This is a genomic window from Planococcus plakortidis (genome assembly GCF_001687605.2).
Lineage (GTDB): Bacteria > Bacillota > Bacilli > Bacillales_A > Planococcaceae > Planococcus > Planococcus plakortidis.
In genome coordinates this window covers 713,935-739,475 of sequence record NZ_CP016539.2, presented here as the reverse complement: position 1 = coordinate 739,475, position 25,541 = coordinate 713,935, and the positions used below count along the sequence as shown (strand labels likewise).

Annotated in this window: 24 protein-coding genes and 2 riboswitches; of the genes, 12 read left to right on the top strand and 12 right to left on the bottom strand. The window is 48.8% G+C overall.

Annotated elements, in window-relative coordinates:
* Window positions 1-54 precede the first annotated feature (54 nt).
* Window positions 55-630, bottom strand: coding sequence for a TetR/AcrR family transcriptional regulator (locus BBI15_RS03820; RefSeq protein ID WP_068872352.1), 576 nt, complete (start codon window positions 628-630; stop codon window positions 55-57).
* 156 nt (window positions 631-786) lie between these two features.
* On the opposite strand from BBI15_RS03820, the gene BBI15_RS03815 reads away from it, so the two are divergent.
* Window positions 787-1,479: an AIM24 family protein gene (locus BBI15_RS03815; protein WP_068872350.1), complete on the top strand. Its 693-nt coding sequence runs from the start codon at window positions 787-789 to the stop codon at window positions 1,477-1,479.
* Window positions 1,480-1,580: 101 nt separating this feature from the next.
* Here BBI15_RS03815 and BBI15_RS03810 read toward each other — a convergent pair whose 3' ends face one another.
* On the bottom strand, window positions 1,581-2,567 hold the full coding sequence (locus BBI15_RS03810; protein ID WP_068872349.1) for an aldo/keto reductase: 987 nt from the start codon (window positions 2,565-2,567) through the stop codon (window positions 1,581-1,583).
* Window positions 2,568-2,821: 254 nt separating this feature from the next.
* On the opposite strand from BBI15_RS03810, the gene arr reads away from it, so the two are divergent.
* Entirely contained in the window at window positions 2,822-3,238 is a 417-nt protein-coding gene (gene arr / locus BBI15_RS03805; RefSeq protein ID WP_068872347.1) for an NAD(+)--rifampin ADP-ribosyltransferase, read from the top strand.
* A gap of 80 nt (window positions 3,239-3,318) precedes the next feature.
* Here arr and BBI15_RS03800 read toward each other — a convergent pair whose 3' ends face one another.
* From BBI15_RS03800 to BBI15_RS03785, 4 genes are all read right to left on the bottom strand, one after another.
* On the bottom strand, window positions 3,319-3,651 hold the full coding sequence (locus BBI15_RS03800) for a hypothetical protein (protein ID WP_068872345.1): 333 nt from the start codon (window positions 3,649-3,651) through the stop codon (window positions 3,319-3,321).
* 142 nt (window positions 3,652-3,793) lie between these two features.
* A complete protein-coding gene (locus BBI15_RS03795) occupies window positions 3,794-4,537 on the bottom strand; it encodes an aquaporin (RefSeq protein WP_068872344.1) in 744 nt (247 codons plus the stop codon).
* Between the two features lie 50 nt (window positions 4,538-4,587).
* Entirely contained in the window at window positions 4,588-4,773 is a 186-nt protein-coding gene (locus BBI15_RS03790; RefSeq protein WP_068872342.1) for a hypothetical protein, read from the bottom strand.
* A gap of 94 nt (window positions 4,774-4,867) precedes the next feature.
* Window positions 4,868-5,314 carry an SRPBCC family protein gene (locus tag BBI15_RS03785; protein ID WP_068872340.1) on the bottom strand — a complete coding sequence of 149 codons (447 nt, stop codon included), beginning with the start codon at window positions 5,312-5,314 and terminating at the stop codon, window positions 4,868-4,870.
* A gap of 222 nt (window positions 5,315-5,536) precedes the next feature.
* Here BBI15_RS03785 and BBI15_RS03780 point away from each other — a divergent pair, with 222 nt between their 5' ends.
* Entirely contained in the window at window positions 5,537-6,013 is a 477-nt protein-coding gene (locus BBI15_RS03780; RefSeq protein ID WP_068872338.1) for a histidine kinase, read from the top strand.
* 192 nt (window positions 6,014-6,205) lie between these two features.
* Entirely contained in the window at window positions 6,206-7,405 is a 1,200-nt protein-coding gene (locus tag BBI15_RS03775; protein WP_068872336.1) for a cytochrome P450 family protein, read from the top strand.
* A 111-nt stretch (window positions 7,406-7,516) separates the two neighbouring features.
* Here the strand turns inward: BBI15_RS03775 and BBI15_RS03770 are convergent, their stop codons facing one another.
* Window positions 7,517-9,019, bottom strand: coding sequence for a phytoene desaturase family protein (locus tag BBI15_RS03770; RefSeq protein ID WP_068872334.1), 1,503 nt, complete (start codon window positions 9,017-9,019; stop codon window positions 7,517-7,519).
* Window positions 9,020-9,255: 236 nt separating this feature from the next.
* Between BBI15_RS03770 and BBI15_RS03765 the strand changes: the two genes are divergently transcribed.
* From BBI15_RS03765 to ade, 3 genes are all read left to right on the top strand, one after another.
* Window positions 9,256-9,849, top strand: a complete 594-nt coding sequence (locus BBI15_RS03765) for a class I SAM-dependent methyltransferase (RefSeq protein ID WP_068872332.1) — start codon at window positions 9,256-9,258, stop codon at window positions 9,847-9,849.
* A 255-nt stretch (window positions 9,850-10,104) separates the two neighbouring features.
* Window positions 10,105-10,210: riboswitch (SAM riboswitch) on the top strand.
* Window positions 10,211-10,308: 98 nt separating this feature from the next.
* Window positions 10,309-11,436: a 5-methyltetrahydropteroyltriglutamate--homocysteine S-methyltransferase gene (locus BBI15_RS03760; RefSeq protein WP_068872331.1), complete on the top strand. Its 1,128-nt coding sequence runs from the start codon at window positions 10,309-10,311 to the stop codon at window positions 11,434-11,436.
* 240 nt (window positions 11,437-11,676) lie between these two features.
* A complete protein-coding gene (gene ade / locus BBI15_RS03755) occupies window positions 11,677-13,419 on the top strand; it encodes an adenine deaminase (RefSeq protein WP_068872330.1) in 1,743 nt (580 codons plus the stop codon).
* Window positions 13,420-13,592: 173 nt separating this feature from the next.
* Here ade and BBI15_RS03750 read toward each other — a convergent pair whose 3' ends face one another.
* Window positions 13,593-13,949, bottom strand: coding sequence for a hypothetical protein (locus BBI15_RS03750; protein WP_068872329.1), 357 nt, complete (start codon window positions 13,947-13,949; stop codon window positions 13,593-13,595).
* A 175-nt stretch (window positions 13,950-14,124) separates the two neighbouring features.
* Here BBI15_RS03750 and BBI15_RS03745 point away from each other — a divergent pair, with 175 nt between their 5' ends.
* The 4 genes from BBI15_RS03745 (at window position 14,125) to BBI15_RS03730 (ending at window position 18,996) form a co-directional block, all read left to right on the top strand.
* On the top strand, window positions 14,125-14,643 hold the full coding sequence (locus BBI15_RS03745; RefSeq protein WP_068872327.1) for a GIY-YIG nuclease family protein: 519 nt from the start codon (window positions 14,125-14,127) through the stop codon (window positions 14,641-14,643).
* A gap of 375 nt (window positions 14,644-15,018) precedes the next feature.
* A complete protein-coding gene (gene glcT / locus BBI15_RS03740) occupies window positions 15,019-15,861 on the top strand; it encodes a glucose PTS transporter transcription antiterminator GlcT (protein ID WP_068872690.1) in 843 nt (280 codons plus the stop codon).
* 185 nt (window positions 15,862-16,046) lie between these two features.
* Complete coding sequence (gene ptsG, locus BBI15_RS03735; RefSeq protein WP_068872325.1) at window positions 16,047-18,104, top strand: glucose-specific PTS transporter subunit IIBC; 2,058 nt, start codon at window positions 16,047-16,049, stop codon at window positions 18,102-18,104.
* A 97-nt stretch (window positions 18,105-18,201) separates the two neighbouring features.
* Window positions 18,202-18,996 (top strand): endonuclease/exonuclease/phosphatase family protein, encoded by a 795-nt coding sequence (locus BBI15_RS03730; RefSeq protein ID WP_068872323.1) that lies wholly within the window; start codon window positions 18,202-18,204, stop codon window positions 18,994-18,996.
* Window positions 18,997-19,151: 155 nt separating this feature from the next.
* On the opposite strand, the gene BBI15_RS03725 is transcribed toward BBI15_RS03730, so the two are convergent.
* Window positions 19,152-20,090, bottom strand: a complete 939-nt coding sequence (locus tag BBI15_RS03725; RefSeq protein ID WP_068872319.1) for a Gfo/Idh/MocA family protein — start codon at window positions 20,088-20,090, stop codon at window positions 19,152-19,154.
* 346 nt (window positions 20,091-20,436) lie between these two features.
* Between BBI15_RS03725 and BBI15_RS03720 the strand changes: the two genes are divergently transcribed.
* Window positions 20,437-21,873 carry a carbon starvation CstA family protein gene (locus BBI15_RS03720; RefSeq protein ID WP_068872317.1) on the top strand — a complete coding sequence of 479 codons (1,437 nt, stop codon included), beginning with the start codon at window positions 20,437-20,439 and terminating at the stop codon, window positions 21,871-21,873.
* 87 nt (window positions 21,874-21,960) lie between these two features.
* Here the strand turns inward: BBI15_RS03720 and BBI15_RS03715 are convergent, their stop codons facing one another.
* The 3 genes from BBI15_RS03715 to BBI15_RS03705 form a co-directional block, all read right to left on the bottom strand.
* Window positions 21,961-22,470: a DUF1643 domain-containing protein gene (locus BBI15_RS03715; protein WP_208599442.1), complete on the bottom strand. Its 510-nt coding sequence runs from the start codon at window positions 22,468-22,470 to the stop codon at window positions 21,961-21,963.
* A gap of 10 nt (window positions 22,471-22,480) precedes the next feature.
* Entirely contained in the window at window positions 22,481-24,190 is a 1,710-nt protein-coding gene (locus BBI15_RS03710) for a lysozyme inhibitor LprI family protein (protein WP_068872315.1), read from the bottom strand.
* Between the two features lie 246 nt (window positions 24,191-24,436).
* Window positions 24,437-25,084, bottom strand: coding sequence for a vWA domain-containing protein (locus BBI15_RS03705; protein ID WP_068872313.1), 648 nt, complete (start codon window positions 25,082-25,084; stop codon window positions 24,437-24,439).
* A gap of 244 nt (window positions 25,085-25,328) precedes the next feature.
* Window positions 25,329-25,433, top strand: a riboswitch (SAM riboswitch).
* The last annotated feature ends 108 nt before the right edge of the window (window positions 25,434-25,541 follow it).

The following is a 25,541-nucleotide window of genomic DNA, read 5'->3' as shown; positions in this document are numbered from 1 at the left end:
ATTAAAAACGGAATGAATATTCATTCCTATAAAACGAGAAAAAAACTGGCATCATCACGAATGATGACGCACAGCATCCCAGCAGCTTTCCTCGACTCCTGCCAATAGTTCAGCCGAGTCTTCTAGTTCCCCTGCGCGGATCAATTGGTACAGTTGCAAAAAGCCGCCGAAAATAATGGCGATCAGCGCCTTGGACGGAAGCTCACGGATCTGCCCTTGCTGTTTGCCTGCCTCGAAGAAATCTTCGAGGATCATCAGCAAACAGCTGAATTGCTCCCGGCTTTCGGCGTCCAGAAAATAAGCGGATGTATGGGTTTTAATGAAATACAAAGCATGATCGTGCTCGTTCGTAAAGCGGATCATCCCTTGGAATAGATGATGGAATTGCTCACGGATGCCCGCTCCCTCAGGATAGTCTTTTTCCAGCGCCTCCTTGAACAAAGTGACATAATGCTGGAACAAGGTATTGACGAGCACTTCTTTATTGGCGAAATAACGGTAGATCGTCCCTGCTCCGACTTTGGCATCGGTCGCGATCATCGGGATCGTCGTCGCATCAAAGCCGCGTTCGGCAAACAAAGTCAGTGCGCTGTCGAGAATGTCGTCTCGTTTAGTAGTGGATGTCGGCATCTGGAAAAACTCCTCCTTCTGTTACGGAATGAACATTCATTCTCCGACAGTTTACTCCTTCCCTTGCGGAAAATCAACGATTAACTTGAAAGCAAAGCGAAACGATTTTGCAGCCTGTCCGTATAGCATAGTATCCAATCAAAGGAGGAATCATCCATGTCGAAGTATTCCATCAAGCAATTTGTCCAGCAAACCAAACAGGAAGAAAGCGCACGCGACTTTTTTGAACTTGAAACGGACCGCCTGCTCGAAGTGAATTTGAACGGCCAAGTGTGGGCCAAGGCCGGATCGATGATTTCCTATGAAGGCAATATCAAATTCGAACGCGAAGGCATGCTCGAACACGGCCTCGGGAAATTCGTCAAAAAAGCGCTCAGCGGGGAAGGCGCCCAGTTGATGAAAGCGAACGGCAACGGCAAGCTGTATGTGGCCGACAGCGGCAAGAAAATCACCATCCTGGACCTTGAAGGCGAAAGCATCTTCATCAATGGCAACGACTTGCTCGCCTTTCAGGACGGGCTCGACTGGGACATCAAATTGATGCGCCGCGTCGCCGGCATGATGGCGGGCGGATTGTTCAACGTCCGCTTGGAAGGCCACGGGCTCGTTGCGTTCACTTCCCATTACGAGCCGCTAACTTTGCTCGTCACGCCGGACACGCCGGTATTCACCGACCCGAACGCAACGGTCGCCTGGTCAGGCAATTTGGAACCCGATTTCGTCACCGACGTGCAGTTGAAAAGCTTTTTCGGCAGAGGGAGCGGGGAATCCGTGCAGATGAAATTCTCGGGCAACGGCTTCGTCGTCGTCCAGCCATATGAGGAAATCTACCATGCGCCGCAGGGCTGATGTCACTTCATAACGGCTTCCCCTGGCGATTCGGGAAAGCTGTTATATCCATGACAAAAGGTTCCGGCCAGCTGGCCGGAACCTTTTATTGTTCTTCATTATCATTTTTTCGGCAAAGGCGCTTTCGGGGAGACGAGGCCCTTGTCGACGAGTTCGTCCCAGAAAGCGGGCGGGATGTCGGCTGTCATCGCAGCCAAGTCTTCCTTGATATGGCCTGGGCGAGTGGACCCCGTGACGACCGCCTTGACTGCTGGATGCGCAGTTGAAAATTGCAGTGCGACATCTTTCAACTGCACGCCGTGATTTTGGGCGGCTTCATTGAAACGCGCCACCCGCTCTTTGATTTCCGGCGTGATTTCCGCATAATCGAAATGATCGCCGCCGAGCAAAGCGCCGGAGTTGAACGCCGAACCGATGACAAGGCCGCCATCCGTTTTTTCGGCAAGCGGCATCATGCGTTCCAATGCGCGTTCATGCTGCAGCAAGGTATACTGCGTCGCGGACAAGCTCAAATCAGGATGCGCTTCTTCGAGCTCGAGTGCGACTTCGATCGGCGTGGTCGTATTGACGCCAAGGCCCCACGCCTTGATGACGCCTTCGTCTCTCAGGCGGTCGAGCACTTTGAAGGCGCCGTGGCGTGCCTCATCGAATTTCGTGATCCATTCATCACCGAGAAAGTCCGGGGAGATATCATGCACATAGACCATATCCAAGCGGTCCGTCTTCAGGCGCTTCAAGCTGTCTTCAATCGAACGCAGCGTGCCCGATTCCGTGTAGTCGGTGTGGATTTTATTTTTGCGGCCGAATTCGAACAACCCTTCTTTTTCCTCTTCCTCGTCCAATACGATGCGGCCGACTTTCGAGCTCAGCAAATAGTCGTCGCGATCGTAAGAAGATAACGCTTCACCGAGCCGCAGTTCCGCGAGCCCTGCCCCGTAAAACGGCGCCGTGTCAAAATAACGGATGCCTTCGTTCCAGGCCGACTCGATCGTCGCCATCGCTTCGTCTTCCGGCACGTCCCGGAACATATTCCCGAGCGGCGCTGTGCCGAGGCCGAGTTTATGTTTGATAGTCACATTATGTTTCATTCGTGGACACCTCTTCTTTTATAGTTAAAACGTATATCCATATCTACCCGCTGAAGAAGCCGTTAAACGAATGGACTCCCAGCTATACGCAGGCATAAAAATAGCCCGATTTCTCATTGCGATAATGAAAATCGGGCTGCCGAGCTTACTCTCTACTCTTATTATACCTGAATGAAAAAATTAGTTGCAGCCTACTTTTTCAGCAGCTTCTGCCCTATAATCAGGATACCGAACTGAGATTGGAGGCTAAAATGATGAATGAATCGACAGAAGTGTTGGACCTTGGCCCTTTCTTCCACGGGACAAAAGCGCAACTGGCAATAGGAGATTTGCTGGAGGCCCAGAACCCATCCAACTTCCAGGACAAGAAATCCAACTATATCTATTTCACCGCCACGCTCGAAGCAGCCAAATGGGGCGCGGAACTCGCTGCGACGGATTCGCCGGAACGGATCTACATTGTCGAACCGACAGGCGAATTCGAAAACGACCCGAATTTGACCGACAAGCGCTTTCCCGGAAACCCGACACGTTCCTACCGCTCCAAAGAACCATTGAAAATCGTGGCGGAACTCGCTTTCTGGGAACGCCATAGCGAAGAGCAGATCAACCATATGCTCGACTCATTGAAATCGCTTCGCGAACAGGGAAAAGCAATCATTATTGATTGAACTTGTTCCAGAACGCTTGCCGGTAAAAGCCCGACGATTCCCGGAATGGCACAGGCCCAGCGACTAATGGCTGCTGGGCTTTAGCACATATGGCCGGCAATCTGGTAGAGCGCCACGGCCAGCCCGAGCACACTGGCTTTCATTTTAGCGGGATGGTATCGTTCTTTCCGGAAAATGTAAAAGAACGCGAGCACGAAGCCCGCTGGCACCCAAAGCTCGAAATCGTATTCCAAGGTGCTGTAGGAAAGAACCGGCATGACATAGGCGGCGACCAGAAAATAGATGAAGATTTTGATGCGCCCGCTTTCCACTTCCTTGCTCCATTTGGACAGCAAATAAATGATGAGGATTGCCATTACCACGATATGAAGTTCCGGCAACATCAGTGTGCCGTTTCCCAATTTGAATTCCACAATGTCTCACTCACTTTTTGGTTGATGAACTTTCATCTGGTAAAATTCACCACTTGGGCTTTGTTCTCCTTTATCATCAAAAAACCACCCAAATTCCGGGTGGTTTTCGCATATGAAGCTTCATTTCAAATTGAGGTGTCTCTTATTTGATCAATTCCTCGCCATCCGAATCGCCGGCTACTTCAATTCCCGTTTCTTCCTTGACGAAGAAGAACGATTTGAATACCATTGCCGCAATCGCTGCCCCTATCAAAGGCGCTGCGATGAACACCCACACTTGTGCAAGCGCATCGCCTCCGGCAAAAACAGCCGGCGACAAGCTTCTCGCCGGGTTGACCGACGTCCCCGTGAGCGGAATGCCAATCAAGTGGACGAGCGTCAGCGTCAAGCCGATGACGAGCCCGCCCATATGGGATGTTGCCTTGCTCGAGGTGACACCGAGAATCGCCAACACGAAGATGAAGGTCAGCACCACTTCAACGGCAAATGCCCCGCCCAGGTTTAAGCCGACCGCACTCAAACCGCCATAGCCGTTTGCCCCGAATCCTTCTAGGCTGGTGGAACTCGCGACCAGGAACGCCAAAAACGCAGTGCCGGCAAAAGCCCCGACAATTTGTGCGACGACATAGCCGCCGAATTCCTTGGCGCTTAAATTGCCCGATATCCAGACGGCAAGCGAAACAGCCGGATTCACATGGCAACCTGAGATATGGCCGATCGCGTACGCCGCTGCCACGATTGACAGCCCGAACGCGAGCGCAATGGCGGTCACCCCAAGATAACCAGTTTCCGTCCCCCCTGTATAGCCGCCCAACACGACGGCTGTCCCTGTCCCTAAAAACACTAAAATGAAAGTCCCGATAAATTCCGCCAAATACTTATTCATGTCAATCTCCTCTTTTCCGCAACAGATTTTCATTTCCAGCATCATAAACCTTATTTGCGCTTTTTCATGCCATCGATCGCTGCGCCGAGAACGAGCCCCACGCCTGTCCCTGCCCCGGCCCAGATGATATCCCCTGTCAGGATAAGGGCGACAATGGCACCGATCGCCGTCCCGAATATCAAACCCAAACCGGTAAAGGGAATCTGGGAATAATCGCGTTTTTGATTTTGCTCCACTGCATAACCCTCCTCCAGCTATTCGGCTTACCTTTTTCGAGCGCAAAGGCACGCCGGAAACTTTCCATCCGACTTCTTAGACCACCTTGGCAGCTCAATCGCTTTCACTGATGTCCTTCAAGTTTTGCAAGGTCAGTTCGATTGAGTTGTTCATCAGTTTTTTGATGTAAAGCGTATTGGCCATTTTCCCGAAGATGCTGCCCGGAAGATCGTAATCCATTTCAAACTGGACTTCCGTGCCGTTTTCCACTGGTAAATACCGCCACGTCTGGTTGCCGTCAAAAGCCCCGCTGATCAAGCAACGCCAAACATAGCCATCTCCTACCGGAGCATTTTCCACGACCAGTACATGCATTTCCAAGCCCCTCCCGAAAAAGAAATACATCAGATCCATGCTCGTGCCCTTGCCGCCTTTGCCTTTCAGGTTTTCAGCTTCCGATAAGCCCGCATACCATTGATACCAGTGCTTCGGATTCGTAGCGAATTGATGGACCTCCCCCACCCGTCGATCGATGAAAACCCGCTTTTTTATGTTCCACATATTGGCATCCTCCCTTGCCTAAGAATTTCCGGTTTGACCGGCTGGCGGCGAATCTTCTTCCACCATCTTCCTATATTTATTAATATAGCATGTTTCCAATAAAATAAACTGACTTTTCTGATATTTATAGTAAAATAAAGACATCTTTTTATTCCTGTTCAAGCACTAGAACCTGATTCGCCAACAAATCAAATGAATTTCAAGCTGAAAGGAAATGGTTACATGGGAGCTTTCTTGAGGATTTTGATTATCATCGCGAGCGTGTTCCTTGTGGGTGTCGGCATCGTCATATACCTTGTCTACAATTCGAGCCCGGCGCAGCAGAAAGTGCTCGAGGAAAAAAGCTTCACCGAAGACATCGAGGCAATGGAAATCATGGTTGACAATTCCCGCGTGGAAACGATGCCAAGCGATGGTGCAAGTTCCCGCATCATGCTGTTGGGCAATGGCGGTGGCTTCAGCTTAAACACCAAAGCGGCAGGCGGGCGCCTAGCGATTGAAGTCGAAGACCGCCCCCCCCCGTTCTTCAATTTCGACTTTAACCGCTCCTATACGCTGCAAGTTTATGTGCCTGCGAGCGGGCTCGGACTCGCCATTTCGAAGGAAATCATCGAGCTCCATAAAGGCACCATCGGCTTGCACCTCACAGACGGCCGCTACGTGTTCTGGTTTACGATACCTCTTGAAAAATCATCTTGAACAGGCAACGCCCTATAAGCACCGCCACCGATGGGAAATGCGGTGGCGGTGCTTTTTCATGGCCATTCACCTCGAGATGAATGGCAAGCGGCGTTTCAGCTTATTACGCCATGAAGAAGGGGAAAAATGGGTGGAAGGAACGAGACAGGAAATGCGCGCTCCAGGGTATAGACTAAAAAAGGAGGCATTTCAATGAATTTGCATGATAACGACGAAACGAAATTGTTCAGCCCCGAATTCACCCGGAACCCTTGTCCCGCTTACAAGCGGCTGCGCGAGGAAGATCCCGTGCACCAGGTGCGTTTCCCGGATGGCCAGCTCGGTTGGCTCGTGACACGCTATGCCGACGCGGAAGCCGTATTGAAAGACCCGCGTTTCATCAAGGATTTCTCGAAACTGTTCGGCGGCAGCATGGACGAGATGAGCGTATTCACCCAGAACATGCTGTTTTCCGACCCGCCCGACCATAAACGGCTGCGGGGCCTCGCCCAAAAAGCGTTCACCCCGAAAATGATTGACGGCATGAAGCCACGCATACAGGAAATCACCGACGACTTGCTCGATGGGTTCGAAGGCAAATCGAGCGTCAACTTAATTGATGAATTCGCCTTCCCGCTCCCCATCATCGTCATTTGCGAAATCTTGGGCGTGCCCTCACAGGACCGAGATAAATTCCGGACTTGGTCGAACTCGCTCATCGAAGGCACGAGTGGCGAAGCAGGCGTTAGCGTTTATGAGCATATGAATGAATTTGTCCGCTATCTCGGTGAATGGTTCCAAAAAGTGCGCCAACAACCGGGAGACGACTTAATTAGCCGATTGATCGAAGCTGAAGAAGCAGGCGACCGGCTGACGGAAAAAGAACTGTACGGCCTCGTGTCCCTGCTGATCATCGCGGGGCATGAGACGACCGTGAACTTGATCGGCAATACCGTACTTACGCTTCTGAATCATCCCGAACAGCAGCAGGAATTATGCATCCAGCCTGAACTGATCGGCCAGGCCATCGAAGAGTCGCTGCGCTTGAACGGGCCGGTCGAATTCAGCACGTCAAGATGGGCCTCGGAAGACCTGGAATTCGGCGGAAAAACCATCCACCGGGGCGATTTGGTCATCGTTGCGCTGAACGCGGCGAACCATGACCCCGAGCAGTTCGATAACCCGGAACTGTTCGACATCCACCGCGAAAAAAGTGCCCATCTGGCATTCGGAAAAGGCATCCATTTCTGCCTTGGCGCCCCGCTCGCACGGCTTGAGGGCCAAATCGCGATCGATGGGCTATTGAAACGCTTTCCCGGCATGGCGCTCGCCGTTCCGGAAAACGAACTCGACTGGCGTCCCGGCATGATCGTCCGGGGCGTCCGTGAACTGCCGGTGACACTCGGAAAATGAACATGCAAAAAGGCGGTGCCGACGACTTGTTAAAGTCATTGGCATCGCCTTTTGAATTGTAAGTAGCATAAGCCGTAAGAACGGAAAAAACCGTCTCAGGATTGTAGATTTTTAATTGTTTTGATTATCGCGCTTGACGATCTTATCGCTCACTTGCTGGCCGCTCAAGGTCACCATCGGCATGCCGCCGCCCGGGTTGACGGTGCCGCCGACAAAATACAGGTTGTCGTATAGTTCGCTTTGCTTCTTGTGCTTGAAGCCGCCATTCTTGTTCTTGTCGGAGACGGTTCCGTAGATCGCGCCGCGGTCCGAACCGTAGATGCGCTCGATATCATGCGGTGTCCAGACGTCGCGCACGACGATATTGTCGCGCAGGCCGTCGAGCCCCATGCGTTCGAGCTTATCGATGACACGCTCTTCGAATTCCTTGTACTGCTCCGGTGTGAACGGATTGTCCTGGATATACGGGATATGCGGCAGGATTTTAATATTTTCATGCCCTTCTGGCGCCTGGCTCGGGTCGGTCTTATTGACGTTGACGAGATAGATTGTCGGGTCGTCCGGCAGCTCGTGGCGCTCGAATACTTTGTCCATCTGCTCTTTTAAATTGTCCGAGAAGAAGAAATTATGGTGGTTCAATTGTGGATAGGTCTTCTTGACGCCGAGATGCAAGACCAGCCCCGAACTTGCCGGTTCGTATTTCTTCTCCAGTTTGTCGACAAACTCATGTTCCGCCTTGACCATTTTTTGATAGAACGGGATGACTTCCATATTCGATACGTAATAATCAGCGGTTTGGAAGCTTCCGTCTTCGAGTTCGACACCGGTGATCTTGCCTTCCGCGCTCGTCAAGGCGCGGATCACGCCCATCCCGGTATGGATCTGGACGCCAATTTCGCGGGCCAATCTTTCCAGGCCGCCTGCCAGATTGTGCATGCCGCCCGGCACATACCAGCAGCCTTGCGCATGCTGCATGTAAATCATCATATTGAGCACGGCGGGTGCGCTATACGGCGAAGAGCCGACGTATTTGACGTAATACGACAGCATGTCGCGCAAATGCGGGTTCGTGATGCGTTTGGAGATTGCGCTATACATCGTCGAAGTCAAATCGAATCCTGTCAAAGTCGCGAGGATGCCGTTTTGGGCGACCGCTTCTTTCGGCGACTCGAAGCCTTCCTTCAAATAGCTGCGCTCGGTCGTCTCGTAAATCTTCTTCGCGTACTTGAGCAATGCGTAATATTCCTTCATGTCCTTTTTCGACAAAGCCGGGTTCGCCCGCTCCATCAAATGAAGATCGTGATACAAGTCGATCACCGTACCATCCGGGAAAAACGAGCGCCACTCGCGCTCCAGGCGCTGCATCGGCACATAATCCGCCATGTTCTTCCCGCTGCCCTGGAACAGGCGGTCAAAGATATGCGGCATCGTCAAAATCGACGGGCCCAAATCAAAGCCGAAGCCGTCCCGCTCCAAGCGGTTCACTTTCCCGCCGATATGCCCGTTCTTTTCATACAACGAAACTTCATAGCCTTTTTGCTGCAATGAAATCGCCGCCGACAAGCCCCCAAGGCCTCCCCCGATCACGATTACGGATTTTTTCGCTTTGCCCATATATGTACCGCCCCTTTTTTAATGAAATATGTATCGCTTTTTACTTTAAAACCGCCTATATGGAAATTTCTTTAACCCTCAGCCAATATCCTTGTTATTCCCTTCATCATAAGCTTAAAAACGCATATTGTATAGTTTTTGTATAATCCTATACGAGCTGTTCATTAGAGGAGTAGATAAAGCCCCAGACGGGAAAGTGAGAAGAATAGTAAGCAAACGAAAAAGGAGCTGATAAGATGGCTGGATTCCTGCCACATATATACGACACGGCCATGAAGCCGTTAGAGAAAACCCGCTTTGAGAAGATCCGCAAAAACCTCGTCTTGCAAGCGACGGGGCACGTGCTCGAAATCGGCTTCGGGACGGGCGCGAACTTCCGCTATTACCGAAATGCCGAACGGGTCGATGCCATCGAACCGAACCCGGAGATGGGCAAACAAGCCGGCAAACGCATCCGGAAATCGAAAACACCGATCCATACGTACGAAGCGATTGCTGAAGAACTGCCTTTTGACGATAACAGCTTCGATACCGTCGTTGCGACATTGGTGTTCTGCACAATCCCTGACCCTGTCAAAGCACTTGAAGAAATCTGCCGCGTCAGTAAACCGGGTGCAAAGATCCTCATGTTCGAACATGTCAAAATGGACCAGCCGGTCATGGGCAAAACCCAGGAAGCCTTGACCCCCGTCTGGAAAAAGCTCTGCGACGGCTGCCATTTAAACCGCGATACGTTCGATTTGGTGAACCGTTCACCGCTGGAAATCGTGAATGTGGAATCCTATTACGGCGGCCTGTTTTTGACAATTGAGAGCAGGAAACCCCTATGAATTGCAGCTGCCCCGAATTGTAGCTGTCCCTGTGTCCGGCACAATTATGACTATTTATCAATTAGCATGAAAATTCACGACGACATCCGAAGAGCTATCTTTTTAAGCATTTCATATTCACCCATCTTGTATACGGTATCTCTTGAATTGTGTGATGCACAGGGACACAAACAAAAAACTCCCCTCTCCCTTGCAATTGTCCGAAGATTGCTTTAATGTGAACATCAATCATTTACAACTAACTCAATAATCGATTTCTTATCAAGAGAGACGGAGGGATTTGGCCCTGTGAAGTCTCAGCAACCGCCCTGATCCAGGACAAGGTGCTACTTCCAATAGGCGATAGCCTAGAAGATAAGAAGAATGCATTTCCCATAAACGGGGCTTTCTTCTTATTTGAAGAAAGCCCCATTTTTCATTTCCATCACCTACACTAAAAACAGAAAGAAGGAATTTCACATGACCCATTCAACTATTCAAACAAGCCCTAAACTAACTACAGCACCATTCAAGGCGGATCACGTTGGGAGCTTATTGCGCCCCGACAGCATTCACGAAGCCCGCAAACAGTTCAAGGAAGGTGCCATTACGGCAGATCAGCTGCGGGAAGTCGAGACGTCGGAAATCAAGCGCATCGTCGACAAGCAAATCGAAGTCGGGCTCAAAGCCGTGACGGACGGCGAGTTCCGCCGCACGTTCTGGCATACCGACTTCATGTCTCATATCAACGGTTTCGAAGGCTATACGCCGGAAAAAGGTTATCAGTTCAAAAACGTCGAAACCGAAGCCTACGACGTCCGCAATACCGGCAAGATTTCATTCAATGAAAATCATCCCTTCCTCAGCGATTTCGTCGAATTCAAGGAAATCGTCGGCGGCCGCGCCGTCCCGAAACTGACGATCCCAAGCCCGAACCAATTTTTCAACCAAGGCATCCGCAACGAAGAAATCTATCCGGACCTGGAAGACTATGCGAAAGACGTTGTCCAAGCATACCGTGACGCTCTCAAAGCGTTCTATGACGCCGGTGCGCGCTATATCCAAATCGACGATGTCTATATTGCCGGGCTGTCATCGCCCGACATCCCGTTCAACGACGGCAAATACAACCGCGACTATTTGATCGACTTGGCGCTTCGCGTGGCAAACGGCGTGCTCGAAGGCAAACCGGAAGACCTTGCCGTGACGACCCACTTGTGCCGCGGCAACTACCAATCCGACTGGGCATTCGAAGGCAGCTATGCATTGATCGCCCCGACCTTGTTCGCCAAGGAAAAAGTCGATGGCTTCTTCCTTGAATACGACGACGACCGCTCGGGCAGCTTCCAGCCACTCGAGCACATTCCATCAGGCGGCCCGAAAGTCGTACTCGGCGTTTTCACATCGAAAAACGGCGAACTCGAAGACAAACAAGCGATCAAAGCACGCGTCGCAGAAGCCGCAAAATATGTGCCACTCGAGCAACTGTGCATCAGCCCGCAATGTGGGTTCGCTTCGACGCATCACGGCAATCTCCTGACCGAAGAGCAGCAATGGGACAAACTCCGCTACATCGTGGAAGTTTCCGAGGAGATTTTCGGAGAATAAATGGAGAAAGCAAGCGCGAATTTGCGCTTGCCTTTTTTTGACGGGAATTGTGTGTAACACAGGGGCCGATTCAAACCGGAATCCACTTCCCACATGTTTTCTGCGTTTTGAATTGTGTCTGACACAGGGACACCTCAAACATTCCTCTCTTTTTTGCTAGAGCTTGAAGCCGCCCTGCTGTAGAATAAAGCAAAACTCGAATCTCCTTGAATACACAAGCGAGCAGCAAAAGGAGCGTGAATGGACTTGAAAAAAGCCCAATTGAAAAACAGGATCGACGTTGCCAACAAACGGAAAAAAGCAGACCTCGTCATCCGCCATGCGTCGATTGTCAATGTCTTCACGAAAACCTTGACGACCGGAGACGTGGCGGTCAGCGATGGCGTGATCGTCGGAATCGGTGAGTATGAGGGCATCGAGGAAATCGATGCCAAAGGAAAGTTCATCGCACCCGGCTTGATCGATGCCCATGTCCACATCGAGTCGTCGATGGTCACGCCCCAGCAGTTCTCGCAAATCGTGCTGCCGCACGGCGTGACGACTGCCATTACCGATCCGCATGAAATCGCCAATGTCAGCGGGACGGACGGGCTTGAGTTCATGCTGAAAGATGCGCGATCGGCAATGCTCGATATTAAAATGATGCTGCCGTCGTGTGTCCCGGCGACGCCATTCGAGAATGCGGGAGCCCGGTTGTCTGCGGGCGACTTGCGGCCTTTTGCCGGGCGCGATTCAGTGCTCGGCTTGGCGGAAGTGATGGATTTCCCCGCCGTATTGAATGGAGATGAAGCGATCCTCGATAAACTCCTGCTGAGCAATCAAATCGACGGCCACGCAGCGGGACTCAGCGCAAATGATATCAATGTTTACGGCACCGCCGGCATCTTGACGGACCACGAATGCGTGACGAAAGAGGAAATGGCGATGCGCCTTGAACGCGGCCTGTACGTCATGCTGCGAGAAGGTTCTGTCGCGAAAGACCTGCACGCTTTACTCGAAGGCGTAACCGAACAAAATGCGCAGCGCTGCTTGTTCTGCACAGATGATAAGCACCTTGATGATCTGATCGAAGAAGGCAGCGTCGATTACAACGTCCGGACAGCCATTCAGTATGGCATCCACCCCATCACCGCCATTTCCATGGCGACCTTGAATGCTGCCCAATGTTTCGGGCTTCATCATAAAGGTGCCATCGCTCCTGGCTATGACGCAGATTTTGTCTTGCTCGATAATTTGGAAGACTTCACGATTGCTGAAGTCTATAAAAGTGGGCAGTTGGCGGCGAAAGACGGCCGCTATGCAGGGCCCGTAAATACAGACTGTGACAGCTCCTCGGTGCGGGAAACAGTACGCATTGCCGAACTGTCCGCAGACATGCTGCAAATTCCAATGGGCACGAATGCGGCCGCACATATTATCGGCATCAACCCGAACAAATTGATCACCGAGCATTTAATAGAAGACGTGCCAGTCGCTGACGGCATGTTTGTTTCGAATCCGGCAAGCGGCCATTTGAAAATCGCCGTCATCGAACGCCACCGGGCGACCGGCAACATCGGGCTCGGCATTGTCAAAGGGCTCGGCCTCCAAAACGGCGCCATCGCGACAACCGTCGCGCACGATTCGCATAATGTCATTGTGGTCGGGACGAATGATGACGATATGTTAGCAGCAATCAATGCACTCCAGCAGCTGCAAGGCGGTTTGGCGGTCGTCCAAAATGGCGAAGTCCTGGCCAGTTTGCCGCTGCCGATTGCCGGCTTGATGTCCGACAAACCGTTTCCTGCAGTTTATGAGCAGCTGAAGACAATGGATCACAGCCTGCTTCAGATCGGTGCTCCAACCCATTTCAATGCCTTCCTGACTTTATCGTTCCTGTCGCTGCCGGTCATTCCCCACCTGAAACTGACCGACCGGGGATTGTTCGATGTCGCGAAATTCCGGCATATTTCTGTTCCTGTCCCTGTGTCAGACACAATTTAAACGTAAGGAAATGACTGAGAGTATGGATATGGCGGAGTTTATCTCTTGCGCATGACTGAATTCGTCCCTGTGCACCACACAATTTAAGCAAAAAAAAGAAGCCCCTCCGTATTTTCGGAGCGGCTTCATTCTTTTTCATATTTCGCCCACTATGTGCAAAACAACTTAACAAATCATGGCCTTAACTCATCAACAATAGTTTGCAAACCTGTTAAATTTCCTTTATTGAGAGTGGAGTAATAATCTATATGCTTCTGTACAGCATTTAATGCATTGACGAAGCGCTGTTCACCGTAATCTTTTCGAATACTCTCCAACAAAAACTTGTTTGTCTCATTATTAAATGCCCGTTTGTATTCTTCTCCACTCATCATAGCCAGAAAAATCATGATGTACGCTTGCGCAGATCCTTCGTTCATTCCCGAAATTCTATTGATTTCAATCTTCCCGTTATTTCTTGTAAGATGTCCTGCAAAAACTCTTTTGGCTATCGGGTATGCTTTTTCACTCATCTCCATAGTAATTTTCATAAGTTTCCCCCTATTCATCTTTAAAAACATTTAACTTAATTAATACATTTTAACTATTAATTTATTTGTGTAAATAGCATTATAAATTATACACTAATATACAAATATTTAACAATTTAAGTTATGATCATCTTATATTTTTATAATATCTTATTTTTTAAAAGGAGCTTATTATATGACCATCACTGCATCAACTTTGATTCAAATCCAATGGGAAGGTTCTTATAAACTAAAGGACTTGCCCAATTTAATGAATGACGAAACTGACTATGGAATCTATCAAATTTATGGAACTCACCCGGTGTATGGAAGTGATGTCTTGCTTTATATTGGAAAAGCAGACTATCAAACACTAGGCAAACGAATTTCTCAGGAAAATTGGTTGTATACCAATGACTCGAACAACCATAAAATCTATATTGGCAGGCTTCATGGAGCACAACCGTTAAATGAAGACACATGGTCTACCTATATCGATTTGGCAGAACGTTTGTTAATCTACTCCCATAAGCCTGCCTACAATGCCAGAAGTATTGCTTCCTTCCCTGAAAAAGAACTTCAACTCATACATGTCTTAAACTGGGGTGATCATCGTTCCTTGTTGCCGGAAGTTTCAGGTTTGCGATGGACCGGTAAATTAGATGACGTTGAATATGAAATGTTCAAGGTACAAACTGATGATACGCCTGTTTGAAATTAACTCTTAAAACCGGCCATCCACTATTTTGTATATAAAATGCATGAAAAAGCTCCCTACAATAGAGAGTTCCTTCATGCATTTTTCTTTGGGTTTTCGTCTTGAACAAAACCTTTTAAACACAGGGAATTCAATGCCTAATTGTGTCTAACACAGGGACGCAACCGACCGACATCGAAATTGTGTCTAACACAGGGACCAATTCAAACCGAAATCCCCTCCCTATGCGTTTTCTGTGGAGCGAATTGCGCCTGACACAGGGACACTCAAGAAAGCACCTCTCAAACTTCGAACTTGTTTTCCCACGCCCATTTCCTGTATAACTTGAATTATGCTTAACACATCGAGGCGTGTTTTTGAATGGAGGAAATCATGGAACAGCTATTGACCATCGAGAAAGTATTGAATAACAATGTCGTGATCGCCCGCCATGATACCTATAAGGAAGTCGTCTTGATCGGAAATGGCCTCGGCTTCAACCGGAAAAAAGGCGATGTCATTTCGTTTGGCCATGCCGATAAGACCTTCCTGTTAAAAGACGAGGCGGAAAAGAAACAATTCGTCAATTTGATCCCGCATATCGCTGAAGACCTCATCGCGTTTATCAACGACCAGCTCTTATACATCGAAGAACAGATGGGTACCGAGTTGAATGAACACATCCATGTAGCGCTGACGGATCATTTGTCTTTCGCCATCAAGCGCATCCAGCAGAACATGCAGTTCTCGAACTCCTTCCTGTTTGAAATCGAGTCTTTGTATCCGAAAGAATACCAGGTGGCAAAAGGCGTCGTGAAGGCATTCGAAAACCGCATGGGCATCGTGTTCCCGGAAGGCGAGATCGGCTTTATCGCGCTCCACATCCACAGCGCCGTGACCGATAAATCCTTGCGTGACATCAACCGCGACCATGCGCTCATCTCGCGCCTGACGCAATTGATCGAAGACGGGCTGAAAGTCGATTTGAGCAAAGACACCGTCAATCACCACCGGCTGATCCAGCACCTGCACCGGGCGATTGACCGCATCCATCACGGCGAGTCGCTGGGCGATGAGAATAAACTCCAGGAGCTATTGAAAGCCGAATATCCCGTGTGCTATAATTTGGCTTGGAAGCTGATCAAAGTCATGCAAAACCAATTAAAAAAGCCTGTCGACGAAGCGGAAGTGCTTTATCTGACGATTCATCTGCAGCGCTTGACCCATACAAACTGATTCATACGTGTTACTGATTCGATCAGGCATGAGTATGAAAAGGTACAACGGTTAATCCAGGGGCTTCTCCCCTTTTTTACCGATGCCTTTTCCGCTCATGCCTTTTTTGTATGCTTCAACTTCCGCCAAACACGCTCAAGCCATTTGCATTCGCACTTCGTTTTACCAATAAAGGAGGAAACTTTATGTCTACTAACGTATTCGGTACTTTGCAAAAAGTCGGGAAGGCATTGATGCTGCCGGTCGCGCTCTTGCCCGCAGCCGGAATTTTGCTGGCATTCGGCACAAGCTTTTCACAAGACACATTTGTGGAAGCGGTACCATTCTTCGGCACCCCGTGGGTCCAGTCCTTGCTCCACGTCATGGCGGAAGCCGGCGGTGTCGTCTTTGATAACCTGCCACTGCTATTTGCGGTCGGCGTCGCGATCGGCTTAGCCGGCGGCGACGGGGTCGCAGGCCTCGCCGCGATCATCGGCTATTTGATCATGAACGTCACGATGAAAGCCGTCGGCGGCATCACGGAAGACATGGCCACGTCAGACCCGGCCTACGCCATGGTCCTCGGGATCCCGACCTTGCAGACCGGCGTCTTCGGCGGGATCATCGTCGGGATACTGGCCGCAACCATGTACAATAAATTCTTCAATATCAACTTGCCGCAATTTCTCGGCTTTTTTGCAGGAAAGCGCTTTGTCCCGATCATCACCGCTTTCTCGGCATTGTTCCTCGGCATCGCCATGTTCCTCGTCTGGCCTTTCGCACAGAACGGCTTGAACGCGTTGTCCCATTTCATGCTGGAAACGAACCGCACACTGGCGGCCTTTGTATTCGGCGTCATCGAACGTTCGTTGATTCCTTTCGGGCTCCACCATATTTTCTATTCGCCGTTCTGGTTTGAGTTCGGCTCATATACCAATGCCGCAGGCGAAATCATCCGCGGCGACCAGCGCATCTTCTTTGAACAGCTGCAGGACGGTGTCGAATTCACGGCCGGCACGTTCATGACAGGGAAATTCCCGTTCATGATGTTCGGACTTCCAGCGGCAGCACTCGCGATCTACCACTGCGCACGCCCTGAACGCAAGAAAGTTGTCGGCGGCATCATGGCATCAGCTGCCCTTACTTCATTCCTGACAGGGATCACTGAACCGCTTGAATTCGCATTCCTTTTCGTCGCTCCCGTGTTGTTCGGGATCCACGCAGTATTCGCGGGGCTATCGTTCATGATCATGCACATCCTCGACGTCAAAATCGGCATGACCTTCTCCGGCGGCTTGATCGACTTCCTGCTGTTCGGCGTCATGCCGGGCAGAACGGAATGGTTCTGGGTCATCGTCGTCGGCCTGTTCTTCGCAGTCATTTACTATTTCGGCTTCCGTTTCGCCATCCAAAAATTCAATTTGATGACTCCGGGACGTGAAGACGAAGAAGAAAACGAAGACGGCGACGAAGCTGTCGGCGAACTGCCTTATGAAATCCTGCAAGCGATGGGCGGACAACAGAACATCACCCACCTGGATGCCTGCATCACCCGCCTGCGCGTCAGTGTAGAAGACAAAAGTGTAGTCGATAAGAATAAATTGAAAAAACTCGGGGCTTCCGGCGTCATGGAAGTCGGCAATAACATCCAAGCGATCTTCGGGCCCGTCTCCGACAATCTGCGCGGTCAAATGCAAGACATCATCAACGGCAAGACGCCGCGCACGAAACAAGACGTCTCCGAGATCATCGACCAGGCGAAAGACGCGGGAGATGCACCGGTACGCCTCGGCACAGTCGATTTCGGCATCCCGATCACAGGCGACATCCTGCCGATCACCGATGTGCCGGACCAAGTCTTTTCGGGCAGAATGGTCGGCGACGGCTTTGCGATCAAACCGTCTGAAGGCAAAGTGTTCTCTCCAGTGAACGGAGAAGTCGTCACCTTGTTCCCGACGAAACACGCCATCGGTTTGAAAGCGGATGACGGCACTGAAATGCTCATCCACATTGGCATCGATACCGTCCACTTGAAAGGCGAAGGCTTCACGGCGCACGTCGAGCAAGGCGACCTCGTTGAACAAGGGCAGTTATTGATGGAAATGGACCTCGCCTATATTAGCGAACACGCTCCCTCCATCATCACGCCGGTCGTGTTCACGAGCCTTCAGGAAGGCCAGCAAGTGAACATCAAAACCTCCGGCCACGTCGAGTCGAATACGAAAGACCTGATCGAAATCACTGGCGGGAACGAAGAAGTCTAAAAAGCTTTCCTTGCCAGCTTCACACCCGGACCCGCGTGAATTGCTTCGCTTAGGTCCGGGTTTTCTGTAAAATAGCTATTCTTGGAGGAATGAACCGATGAAACTACTGACTTTGAATTGCCACGCTTGGCACGAAGAAAACCAGCTGGAGAAAATCCGCCACTTGGCACAAGCCATTGCCGAAAAGGAGTATGACGTCATCGCCTTGCAGGAAGTCAACCAGTCGATCGACGATGAACCAGAACATGTCGTCAAGCACGACAATTACGCACGGGTCCTGCTTCAGGAGCTGGAGCAACTCGGCGTGACAGGCTATTCGATGGTATGGGATTTCTCCCACCTCGTCTACGGACGCTACGAAGAAGGGCTGGTGATCTTGACGCGCCACCCGGTCATCGATGAACATAGCTTTTTCGTCAGCCAAAGCACCGACAAGCATTCCCCGAAAACGCGGAAGATTGTCGGCGCAATGATCCATTACAAAGGCCAGCCCTTCACGTTCTATTCCTGCCACACCGGCTGGTGGCACGATGTGGAAGAGCCGTTCCAATTCCAGGCCGACCAGCTGCTTGGGCAAATGAAAACAGATGCCCCTGCTTTTTTGATGGGCGACTTCAATAACGACGCCTCGCTCGAACAACAAGGCTATGTCTACTTATTGGAAAATGGGCTGCACGACACCTACACACTGGCCGAGGAAAAAGATGCCGGCATCACCGTCCAAGGCAAAATCACCGGCTGGAGTGACAACAAGCAAGACTTGCGCATCGATTTGATCCTGTCCACCGAACCCTTCAAGGTCAAATCGTCGAAAGTCATCTTCAATGGCGACCACAAGCCGCTCGTATCGGACCATTTCGGGGTGGAAGTTCAGTTGATAATGGATTGTTGAAGAGTCAGCTGAGCGAATTCATGTGCGACGCATTTACGCAGTAAATGTGGAAGGAATGGTTTGATGTGATGCTCTTAAATAACTGGACAAATAAAACCGCCTTTCCCCCACACATGCTGGACGGGAAAAGCGGTTTTTTTGTTGGCTGTTTTTCATCAAAGCAATAGCTTCGTCACTTGCCGGGAGATTTCATGCGTGTTGATGGCAGACTCTATTTGGCCCTCGCGTACGCAACGGATGAACTCGGCGACTTCGTAATACATCGTATCGAATTCGTGCATAACGGAAATGTCTTCTGTCGAACCGTCGCGGTATTTGATCAGCACATGCTGCGGGTCGCTGATCTTGTCGATTTCGATGACGCCTTCTTCGCCTTGGATTTCACTCGGCAAATGCGAATCCGAAATCTTCGAGTACATGACGACCGCTTCGCATTCGCCGTAATCAAGGATCATGCTGCCTTGCCCTTCCGCACCGGTCGACAACAGGTAGCGGTTGCGCAATACAGCGTCCGGTTCGCCTGCGAGATGGACGAGCGGCGCCAGGCCGTAAACGCCGAGATCCGTTTTCGCGCCGTTTCCGAGTTCCGGCTTGAATGCGTTTTCGATAGTGCCTTCTTTGTATTTATCGTAGCGGGACGAATACTGGTTGTAATGGAACACGTAGCGGCGGATCGGCCCGATCTTGTGCAGTTCTTCTTTCAGGCGCAGGAAAGCCGGCGTCACGGTCGACTTCATCGCTTCCATATAAGTCATGCCGGTTTCCTGTGAAGCCGCAATCACCCGGTCCATCTCGTCCAGGCTGACAACGGCCGGCTTTTCGCATAGCACATGCACGCCGCTTTGCATCGCGAGCAGGCTCTGTTCGGCGTGGAACGCATTCGGCGAAGCGATATAGACCGCGTCGATCCCGCCTTCCTCGAACATTTTTTTCATGTCGGTATAGACCGCATCCACCCCGTATTTATCCGCAAACGCGTGTCCCGTCTCCTCGCTTCTCGAATACACGGCACCGATATCGAAATCAGGGTGCTGCTTCGCTGCCTTGATGAATCGATCGGTAATCCAATTCGTGCCAATGATTCCGAATTTCATGTCAGTTCTCTCTTCTCTATATGTACTTGATTTCAAGCATAATGCAATCACGCCGCTGTGTCACACACTTCACTTTTCCTGAAAGCATGTCCTCTCCCAGACTTTTATCTTTATCTTAGGATAATTAAATTCAAGATTTATTATCCTAGTTTAAAAGTTGTTAAAATCCTCTTAGTCCTCCAAACCCATTGAATACGCTTCCAAATTAACATCTCTTATCAACTTTCTGTTTGTTTGCTATAAATAAATAGAAATATTCGTTTTTTCAAAATATTAACTTTAATTCTCTGAAAAAGATGCTATTATGTGTATACGATATATCACTGACATCAGGAGGACGACGCATATGGTTACTTTTTTCGCAGCACTTGCACTATTGATATTGGGATACATGTTTTATTCGAAATTCATCGAAAAGGTATTCGGCGTCGACGACAAAACGCCAACGCCCGCCTATGCGCAGGCCGATAGCATGGACTACGTGCCGATGAGCTGGTGGAAAGGCAATTTGATCCAACTGTTGAACATCGCAGGCCTTGGCCCGATCTACGGCGCTGTAGCTGGCGCATTGTACGGCCCCGTCGCTTTCATCTGGATCGTCGTCGGCTGCATCTTCGCTGGCGGCGTCCACGATTACTTTTCCGGCATGATGTCGATGCGCCACGGTGGAGCGCAATTCCCGACACTGGTCGGGCGCTACCTCGGAAAGAACGCGAAAGTCTTCATCAACGGCTTGTCGCTCGTGTTGATGCTGCTCGTAGCGGCTGCCTTCACGGCTGGCCCTGCTCAATTGATCGCCCAAATCACGCCGATCTCCTTTATCTGGGCGCTTGCACTTATTTTTGCTTATTTCGTTCTTGCAACGATCTTGCCGATCAACCGCATCATCGGCCGCATCTACCCGCTACTCGGCGGCATCCTGTTGTTCATGGCCATCGCAGTAGCCGTGGCACTCGTGTTCTCAGGAAAACCAATGCCGAACTTGACCTTCAGCAATTTGCATCCAGGCGAATTACCAATCTGGCCGCTATTGATGGTTACCGTTTCTTGCGGCGCAATCTCCGGCTTCCATAGCACGCAAAGCCCGATCATTGCCCGCACCATGAAAAAAGAAACCGACGGCCGCAAAATCTTCTACGGCGCCATGGTCATCGAAGGCATCATCGCCTTGATTTGGGCGGCTGCCGGCATGACCTTCTTCAACGGCACCGAAGGACTCGGCGCAGCACTTGCAGCTGGCGGGCCATCTGGCGTCGTCAATGAAATCTCGATCTCGCTCCTTGGCACGCTTGGCGGCATCCTCGCGATCTTCGGCGTCATCATCTTGCCGATCACGACGGGCGATACCGCACTGCGCTCGTCGCGCATGATCCTATCTGACCTGCTGTCGAAATTCACCAAGACCGACGGCACCGTCAGAATCCTATTGATCACCATCCCACTCGCCATCCCGACGTTCTACATGGCGACGATCGACTACACCTTCCTGTGGCGCTATGTCGGCTGGACCAACCAAGTCGTCGCGACCTTCATGCTGTGGACCGCGACGATGTATTTGCTCAAGAACTACAAAATGCACTGGATCAGCGGTGTGCCGGCCATGTTCATGACAGGCGTCATCTCCATGTACATCTTCTATGCACCTGAAGGCTTAAACATGGAATACCACATCGCCGCCATGATCGGCTCGGTCATCACCTTGGCTGTTGCCCTGTGGTATGTGGCGCAGATTGTGAAATACCGCGCTGCGAAGCAGGTGGATTCGGAAGTTGAGGCTGTTTAAATAAAAAAAGATGAGCTCTAGCATGTTTGCTTGGGCTCATCTTTTTTCATTTAAATTTTATATGTCAGATGCTCAACTCGCTTTGTTTTAATAAGAAATCGGGGTTAAATCTTTACTTAAATATAGGGGATGCGATGGATCACCATCTTTTGTTTTCTTGAGACAGTGTGGCTTATAGGTCTTTAATAAAGCAACAACTTTCCGATTACGATTATTTAGCTTTCCATACTCTGTTCCCCAAGCAAAAACTACAAGTTTCGAATCTTCTACGGCTTCGATAATATATTTATCATTCAGTTTTCCAACTGGATCGGTTTTTTTCTTCAACTGTTTAGGGTCCGTAGAAATGTAAGCAAATAAATTCACAGCATTAATTCCTCCGTACCCCCACTTCTTAGCATAATTTATGCACCTACTTAAAGTTGGGTCACATATATTTGTATCAGCTACACTAGGATTCAGCATAACAAAAGTCACTTTGGGCAAACTAATATCCCAATCACATTTCAAAAGATACCGATATTTGCAATCCAACTCACTTGAACTATCGAAAATCGCTTCGACCTTTTCATTGCACTTCCAGTTTCTGTTTGCCACATCCATCTCCTCATTTCATAAAATTTTCTACCAAGCTATAGCAACGATCGCGTGTTATTTGATGCTTTACTGACACGAGTGTCACCTCTTCAAAAGTGCCTCCCTCGAATGCTTGGGAAGCAAGCTCCGCTTCATAATCTCTGTATACTATCCATTCTCTCTGCGCAACTCTTAATCTATCCATCTCCCCAAGACTTAAGGTAGTTTTTAACACCCCGTATATTTCATTTAAAGCATCATCCCATCTTTTCAAAGTTTCATATTCCGCTTCTAAAATATTTGAAGTGACGCCAGCTTGGTATAAGTAATTCAAATCTGCCAATCCAGCTTCAATTCCCCCTAATTTATCCATATAGACACTTTTATTACTTAGCCCTTCTGTTTTTATCGGATTTTTTAAAATTTCAGATTCAGCGGCTACCTCTTGTTTCCTTAACAATTCTTTTTGCCCCTGTTCAATTTGTTCAGCTAGGGCAAGAAGTTTGATTTCTTTTTCATCCAACTCTTCTTTCGTTAATTGATCTGTCTTCAAGTTATCTAGTGAAGATTGAGCTTGATCAAACTTCTGACTAGCAACGAGAATTCCAATCTCCTCTATTCCTTCTTTTACTTTGTTTTCGTGCTCCTGCTTTTCGACACTTACTGTATACAACTCCTGATAATGCCTTTCTAAATGGTGTGGTATTTTATCTGTCTCTCTTAATTTATCAATTTTTTCTATGACCTTATCTTGATCTCCATTTTCAGCTATTAAAGTTAATTCGTTCAATAAACGTAAAGACCAATACAAAAACTTTGTCTCATGGTCATCTGGTTTTTCATTCACAGCCAGTTCATATAAACCCAAAGCTTTTTGGTATTCCCCATTCGCCATAGCGAATTTAGCATCTTCAACCGCCTTATCGTAGCTTTCATTACTATCAGCACCGAGAGGGATAATAAGGAACATAAGTAGAGAAAAAATCGCTAAAGCAGACAATGAATAGGTCAGCTTTCTTACTTTTTTAGTGACCTTATTTTCATGCCTCCTTATAAATTTTTGATTTGCAACTCCATTCTCAGAGTACCTACTCTGAACTTTTTTCATTTCAAATTCTTCATCATCATCTCCCAGTGAATCGGCAATATATCTCAATTCTCCAATGGTAAAATCCTGAGTGACACTTTTATTGAACTTCTTTGATGATTGTAATTTACGAAATGCAGCGTATTCAAAGTCCTCTAAAAACAGATGTTTTTTATAATAGTTTTGAAAGTCTTCCTCTTTCCAACTTTTCACTTCTATTCTTTTTTCAAATTCTTCTTTCGAAAAGCCAGTATAAACTACCAAAGAAGATGTCAAACGATAAATGTCTAACTGATCTTTTCTTAACGTATTAATATATCTCTGAAGTTCATTTATATAATTATCTGTTTGCCCAAGAGGATATTTCATTCCTTTTTTTGTTGCTGACTTACCGTTGCTAAAAAATTGATCTACGAAAGCTAGTGACCAATTCTTTACTTCTACAAACACAAAGCCTAAATTCGGATCGATAATTAAAATGTCTGGCTTAAATTCTAGAAATTTAGGATCCCAGATCACTATTGAGCTAGCTGTTAACTTTGACTCCAGGACCTTCAATAAGGTTAATTCGCCTTTTAAACCTTTTTTAAGCGCATCAGTTTGTGCAGTTTCTAATGCAAACTCTAAAGCTTTTCTCCCTACAACTTTTGCCACTATGGAAATCTCCCATCTCACTCAATTAAAAGTATTTTAGATTAGTTTTAAAACTAAAAGCATAGAAGAGTAATATCTTTGATTATTAAGTAACGAATATTAACCTTCTCAATTATAACATTACTCCCTAATATCGAAATATAAATTAGTGCTTTTAGTGCATTTAATCAAAACTTTTATCGATGGGTCAGAGTATATTACGGATTCTTCAATATTTTAAATGCAAATCACTTTTCTTTTTTCACTTTATTTCTTTCCTCGAGCTTCATAATCCCGTTCAATCTCCTGCTTCCATTCCCGACTAATCTTTTTCCCGGTCCGGAACGAACTCACCGCTTCGCTCAACACTTGGTAATTCAATTCCGTCCCTTTCGCGTCCGCATGGTAATCCACCGCAAAATCCTCATCGACCCCGAATTTCTTTGCGGTCGCGACCGCGTCGATATTCGCCCCGAGGAACATGAATTCCCAGCCGTTCGCCTTCTTGGAAGCAATCATTTCATGGATTTTCCTATACGTGTATTCACAGCTGGAGTTTTCCAGGCCATCCGTCGTGATGACGAACATCACCCGGCCGGCCCGGTGTTTTTCCAATGTCCCTTTTTGCGCGTTGCTGATTTTCTGGATCGTCGAGCCGACCGCATCGAGCAAAGCCGTCATGCCGCCTACTTCGTAATCGCTATCGGTCATCGGCGAAATGCCTTCGAGCGAAATCCGGTCGTGCAACAATTCATATCCGTGATTGAACAGCACCGTCGTCACGCGGACCTCGCCAGGGAGCTTTCGCTGCTTGTCGATCAAGGCATTGAAGCCGCCGATCGTATCTTGTTCCAGCCCCGCCATCGAGCCGCTCTTGTCGAGAATAAATACCAATTCCGTCGTTTCATTTTTCATCTTCGTTTCCTCCTTTGGGTTACTTGCTACCCCAAGGATACGATTTTCGCATAGAAAAAAGGTCGCTTCGAAAGCGACCTTTTACGAACCAAGCACCTTATTCCACAACACAATTCACGTAAATCAGAGCAGCTATATACTTCAAATGTTTTCAAAAAATAAAACCCACTAAATATATAGGAATACATATTGACCTAATTAAATGTCGATGGTATGGTTCTAATATAGCTGAATAGTTAATACATTCTTATCATGAGAGGTGGAGGGATTGGCCCTACGAAACCTCGGCAGCGGACTCTTTTCGAGTACTGTGCCAAATCCAGCAAGCGAATCGCTTGAGAGATAAGAAGAGTTGAAATCTTTTTTTGAGATGCAAACCTCTTCTTATTGAAGAGGTTTTTTGTTTGGTTTCATGAAGAATCATTGCTGTTGCGCTAATTTCATTAAGGATGGTGTC

Coding starts and splice junctions, on each gene's coding strand:
- BBI15_RS03820 (WP_068872352.1), bottom strand. CDS start 630: ATGCCGACATCCACTACTAAACGAGACGACATTCTCGACAGCGCACTG.
- BBI15_RS03725 (WP_068872319.1), bottom strand. CDS start 20,090: ATGAAATTCGGAATCATTGGCACGAATTGGATTACCGATCGATTCATC.
- BBI15_RS03780 (WP_068872338.1), top strand. CDS start 5,537: ATGGGAGCTTTCTTGAGGATTTTGATTATCATCGCGAGCGTGTTCCTT.
- BBI15_RS03720 (WP_068872317.1), top strand. CDS start 20,437: ATGGTTACTTTTTTCGCAGCACTTGCACTATTGATATTGGGATACATG.
- BBI15_RS03770 (WP_068872334.1), bottom strand. CDS start 9,019: ATGGGCAAAGCGAAAAAATCCGTAATCGTGATCGGGGGAGGCCTTGGG.
- BBI15_RS03775 (WP_068872336.1), top strand. CDS start 6,206: ATGAATTTGCATGATAACGACGAAACGAAATTGTTCAGCCCCGAATTC.
- BBI15_RS03795 (WP_068872344.1), bottom strand. CDS start 4,537: ATGAATAAGTATTTGGCGGAATTTATCGGGACTTTCATTTTAGTGTTT.
- BBI15_RS03765 (WP_068872332.1), top strand. CDS start 9,256: ATGGCTGGATTCCTGCCACATATATACGACACGGCCATGAAGCCGTTA.
- ade (WP_068872330.1), top strand. CDS start 11,677: ATGGACTTGAAAAAAGCCCAATTGAAAAACAGGATCGACGTTGCCAAC.
- ptsG (WP_068872325.1), top strand. CDS start 16,047: ATGTCTACTAACGTATTCGGTACTTTGCAAAAAGTCGGGAAGGCATTG.
- BBI15_RS03750 (WP_068872329.1), bottom strand. CDS start 13,949: ATGAAAATTACTATGGAGATGAGTGAAAAAGCATACCCGATAGCCAAA.
- BBI15_RS03785 (WP_068872340.1), bottom strand. CDS start 5,314: ATGTGGAACATAAAAAAGCGGGTTTTCATCGATCGACGGGTGGGGGAG.
- BBI15_RS03730 (WP_068872323.1), top strand. CDS start 18,202: ATGAAACTACTGACTTTGAATTGCCACGCTTGGCACGAAGAAAACCAG.
- glcT (WP_068872690.1), top strand. CDS start 15,019: ATGGAACAGCTATTGACCATCGAGAAAGTATTGAATAACAATGTCGTG.
- BBI15_RS03705 (WP_068872313.1), bottom strand. CDS start 25,084: ATGAAAAATGAAACGACGGAATTGGTATTTATTCTCGACAAGAGCGGC.
- BBI15_RS03815 (WP_068872350.1), top strand. CDS start 787: ATGTCGAAGTATTCCATCAAGCAATTTGTCCAGCAAACCAAACAGGAA.
- BBI15_RS03760 (WP_068872331.1), top strand. CDS start 10,309: ATGACCCATTCAACTATTCAAACAAGCCCTAAACTAACTACAGCACCA.
- BBI15_RS03745 (WP_068872327.1), top strand. CDS start 14,125: ATGACCATCACTGCATCAACTTTGATTCAAATCCAATGGGAAGGTTCT.
- BBI15_RS03810 (WP_068872349.1), bottom strand. CDS start 2,567: ATGAAACATAATGTGACTATCAAACATAAACTCGGCCTCGGCACAGCG.
- arr (WP_068872347.1), top strand. CDS start 2,822: ATGAATGAATCGACAGAAGTGTTGGACCTTGGCCCTTTCTTCCACGGG.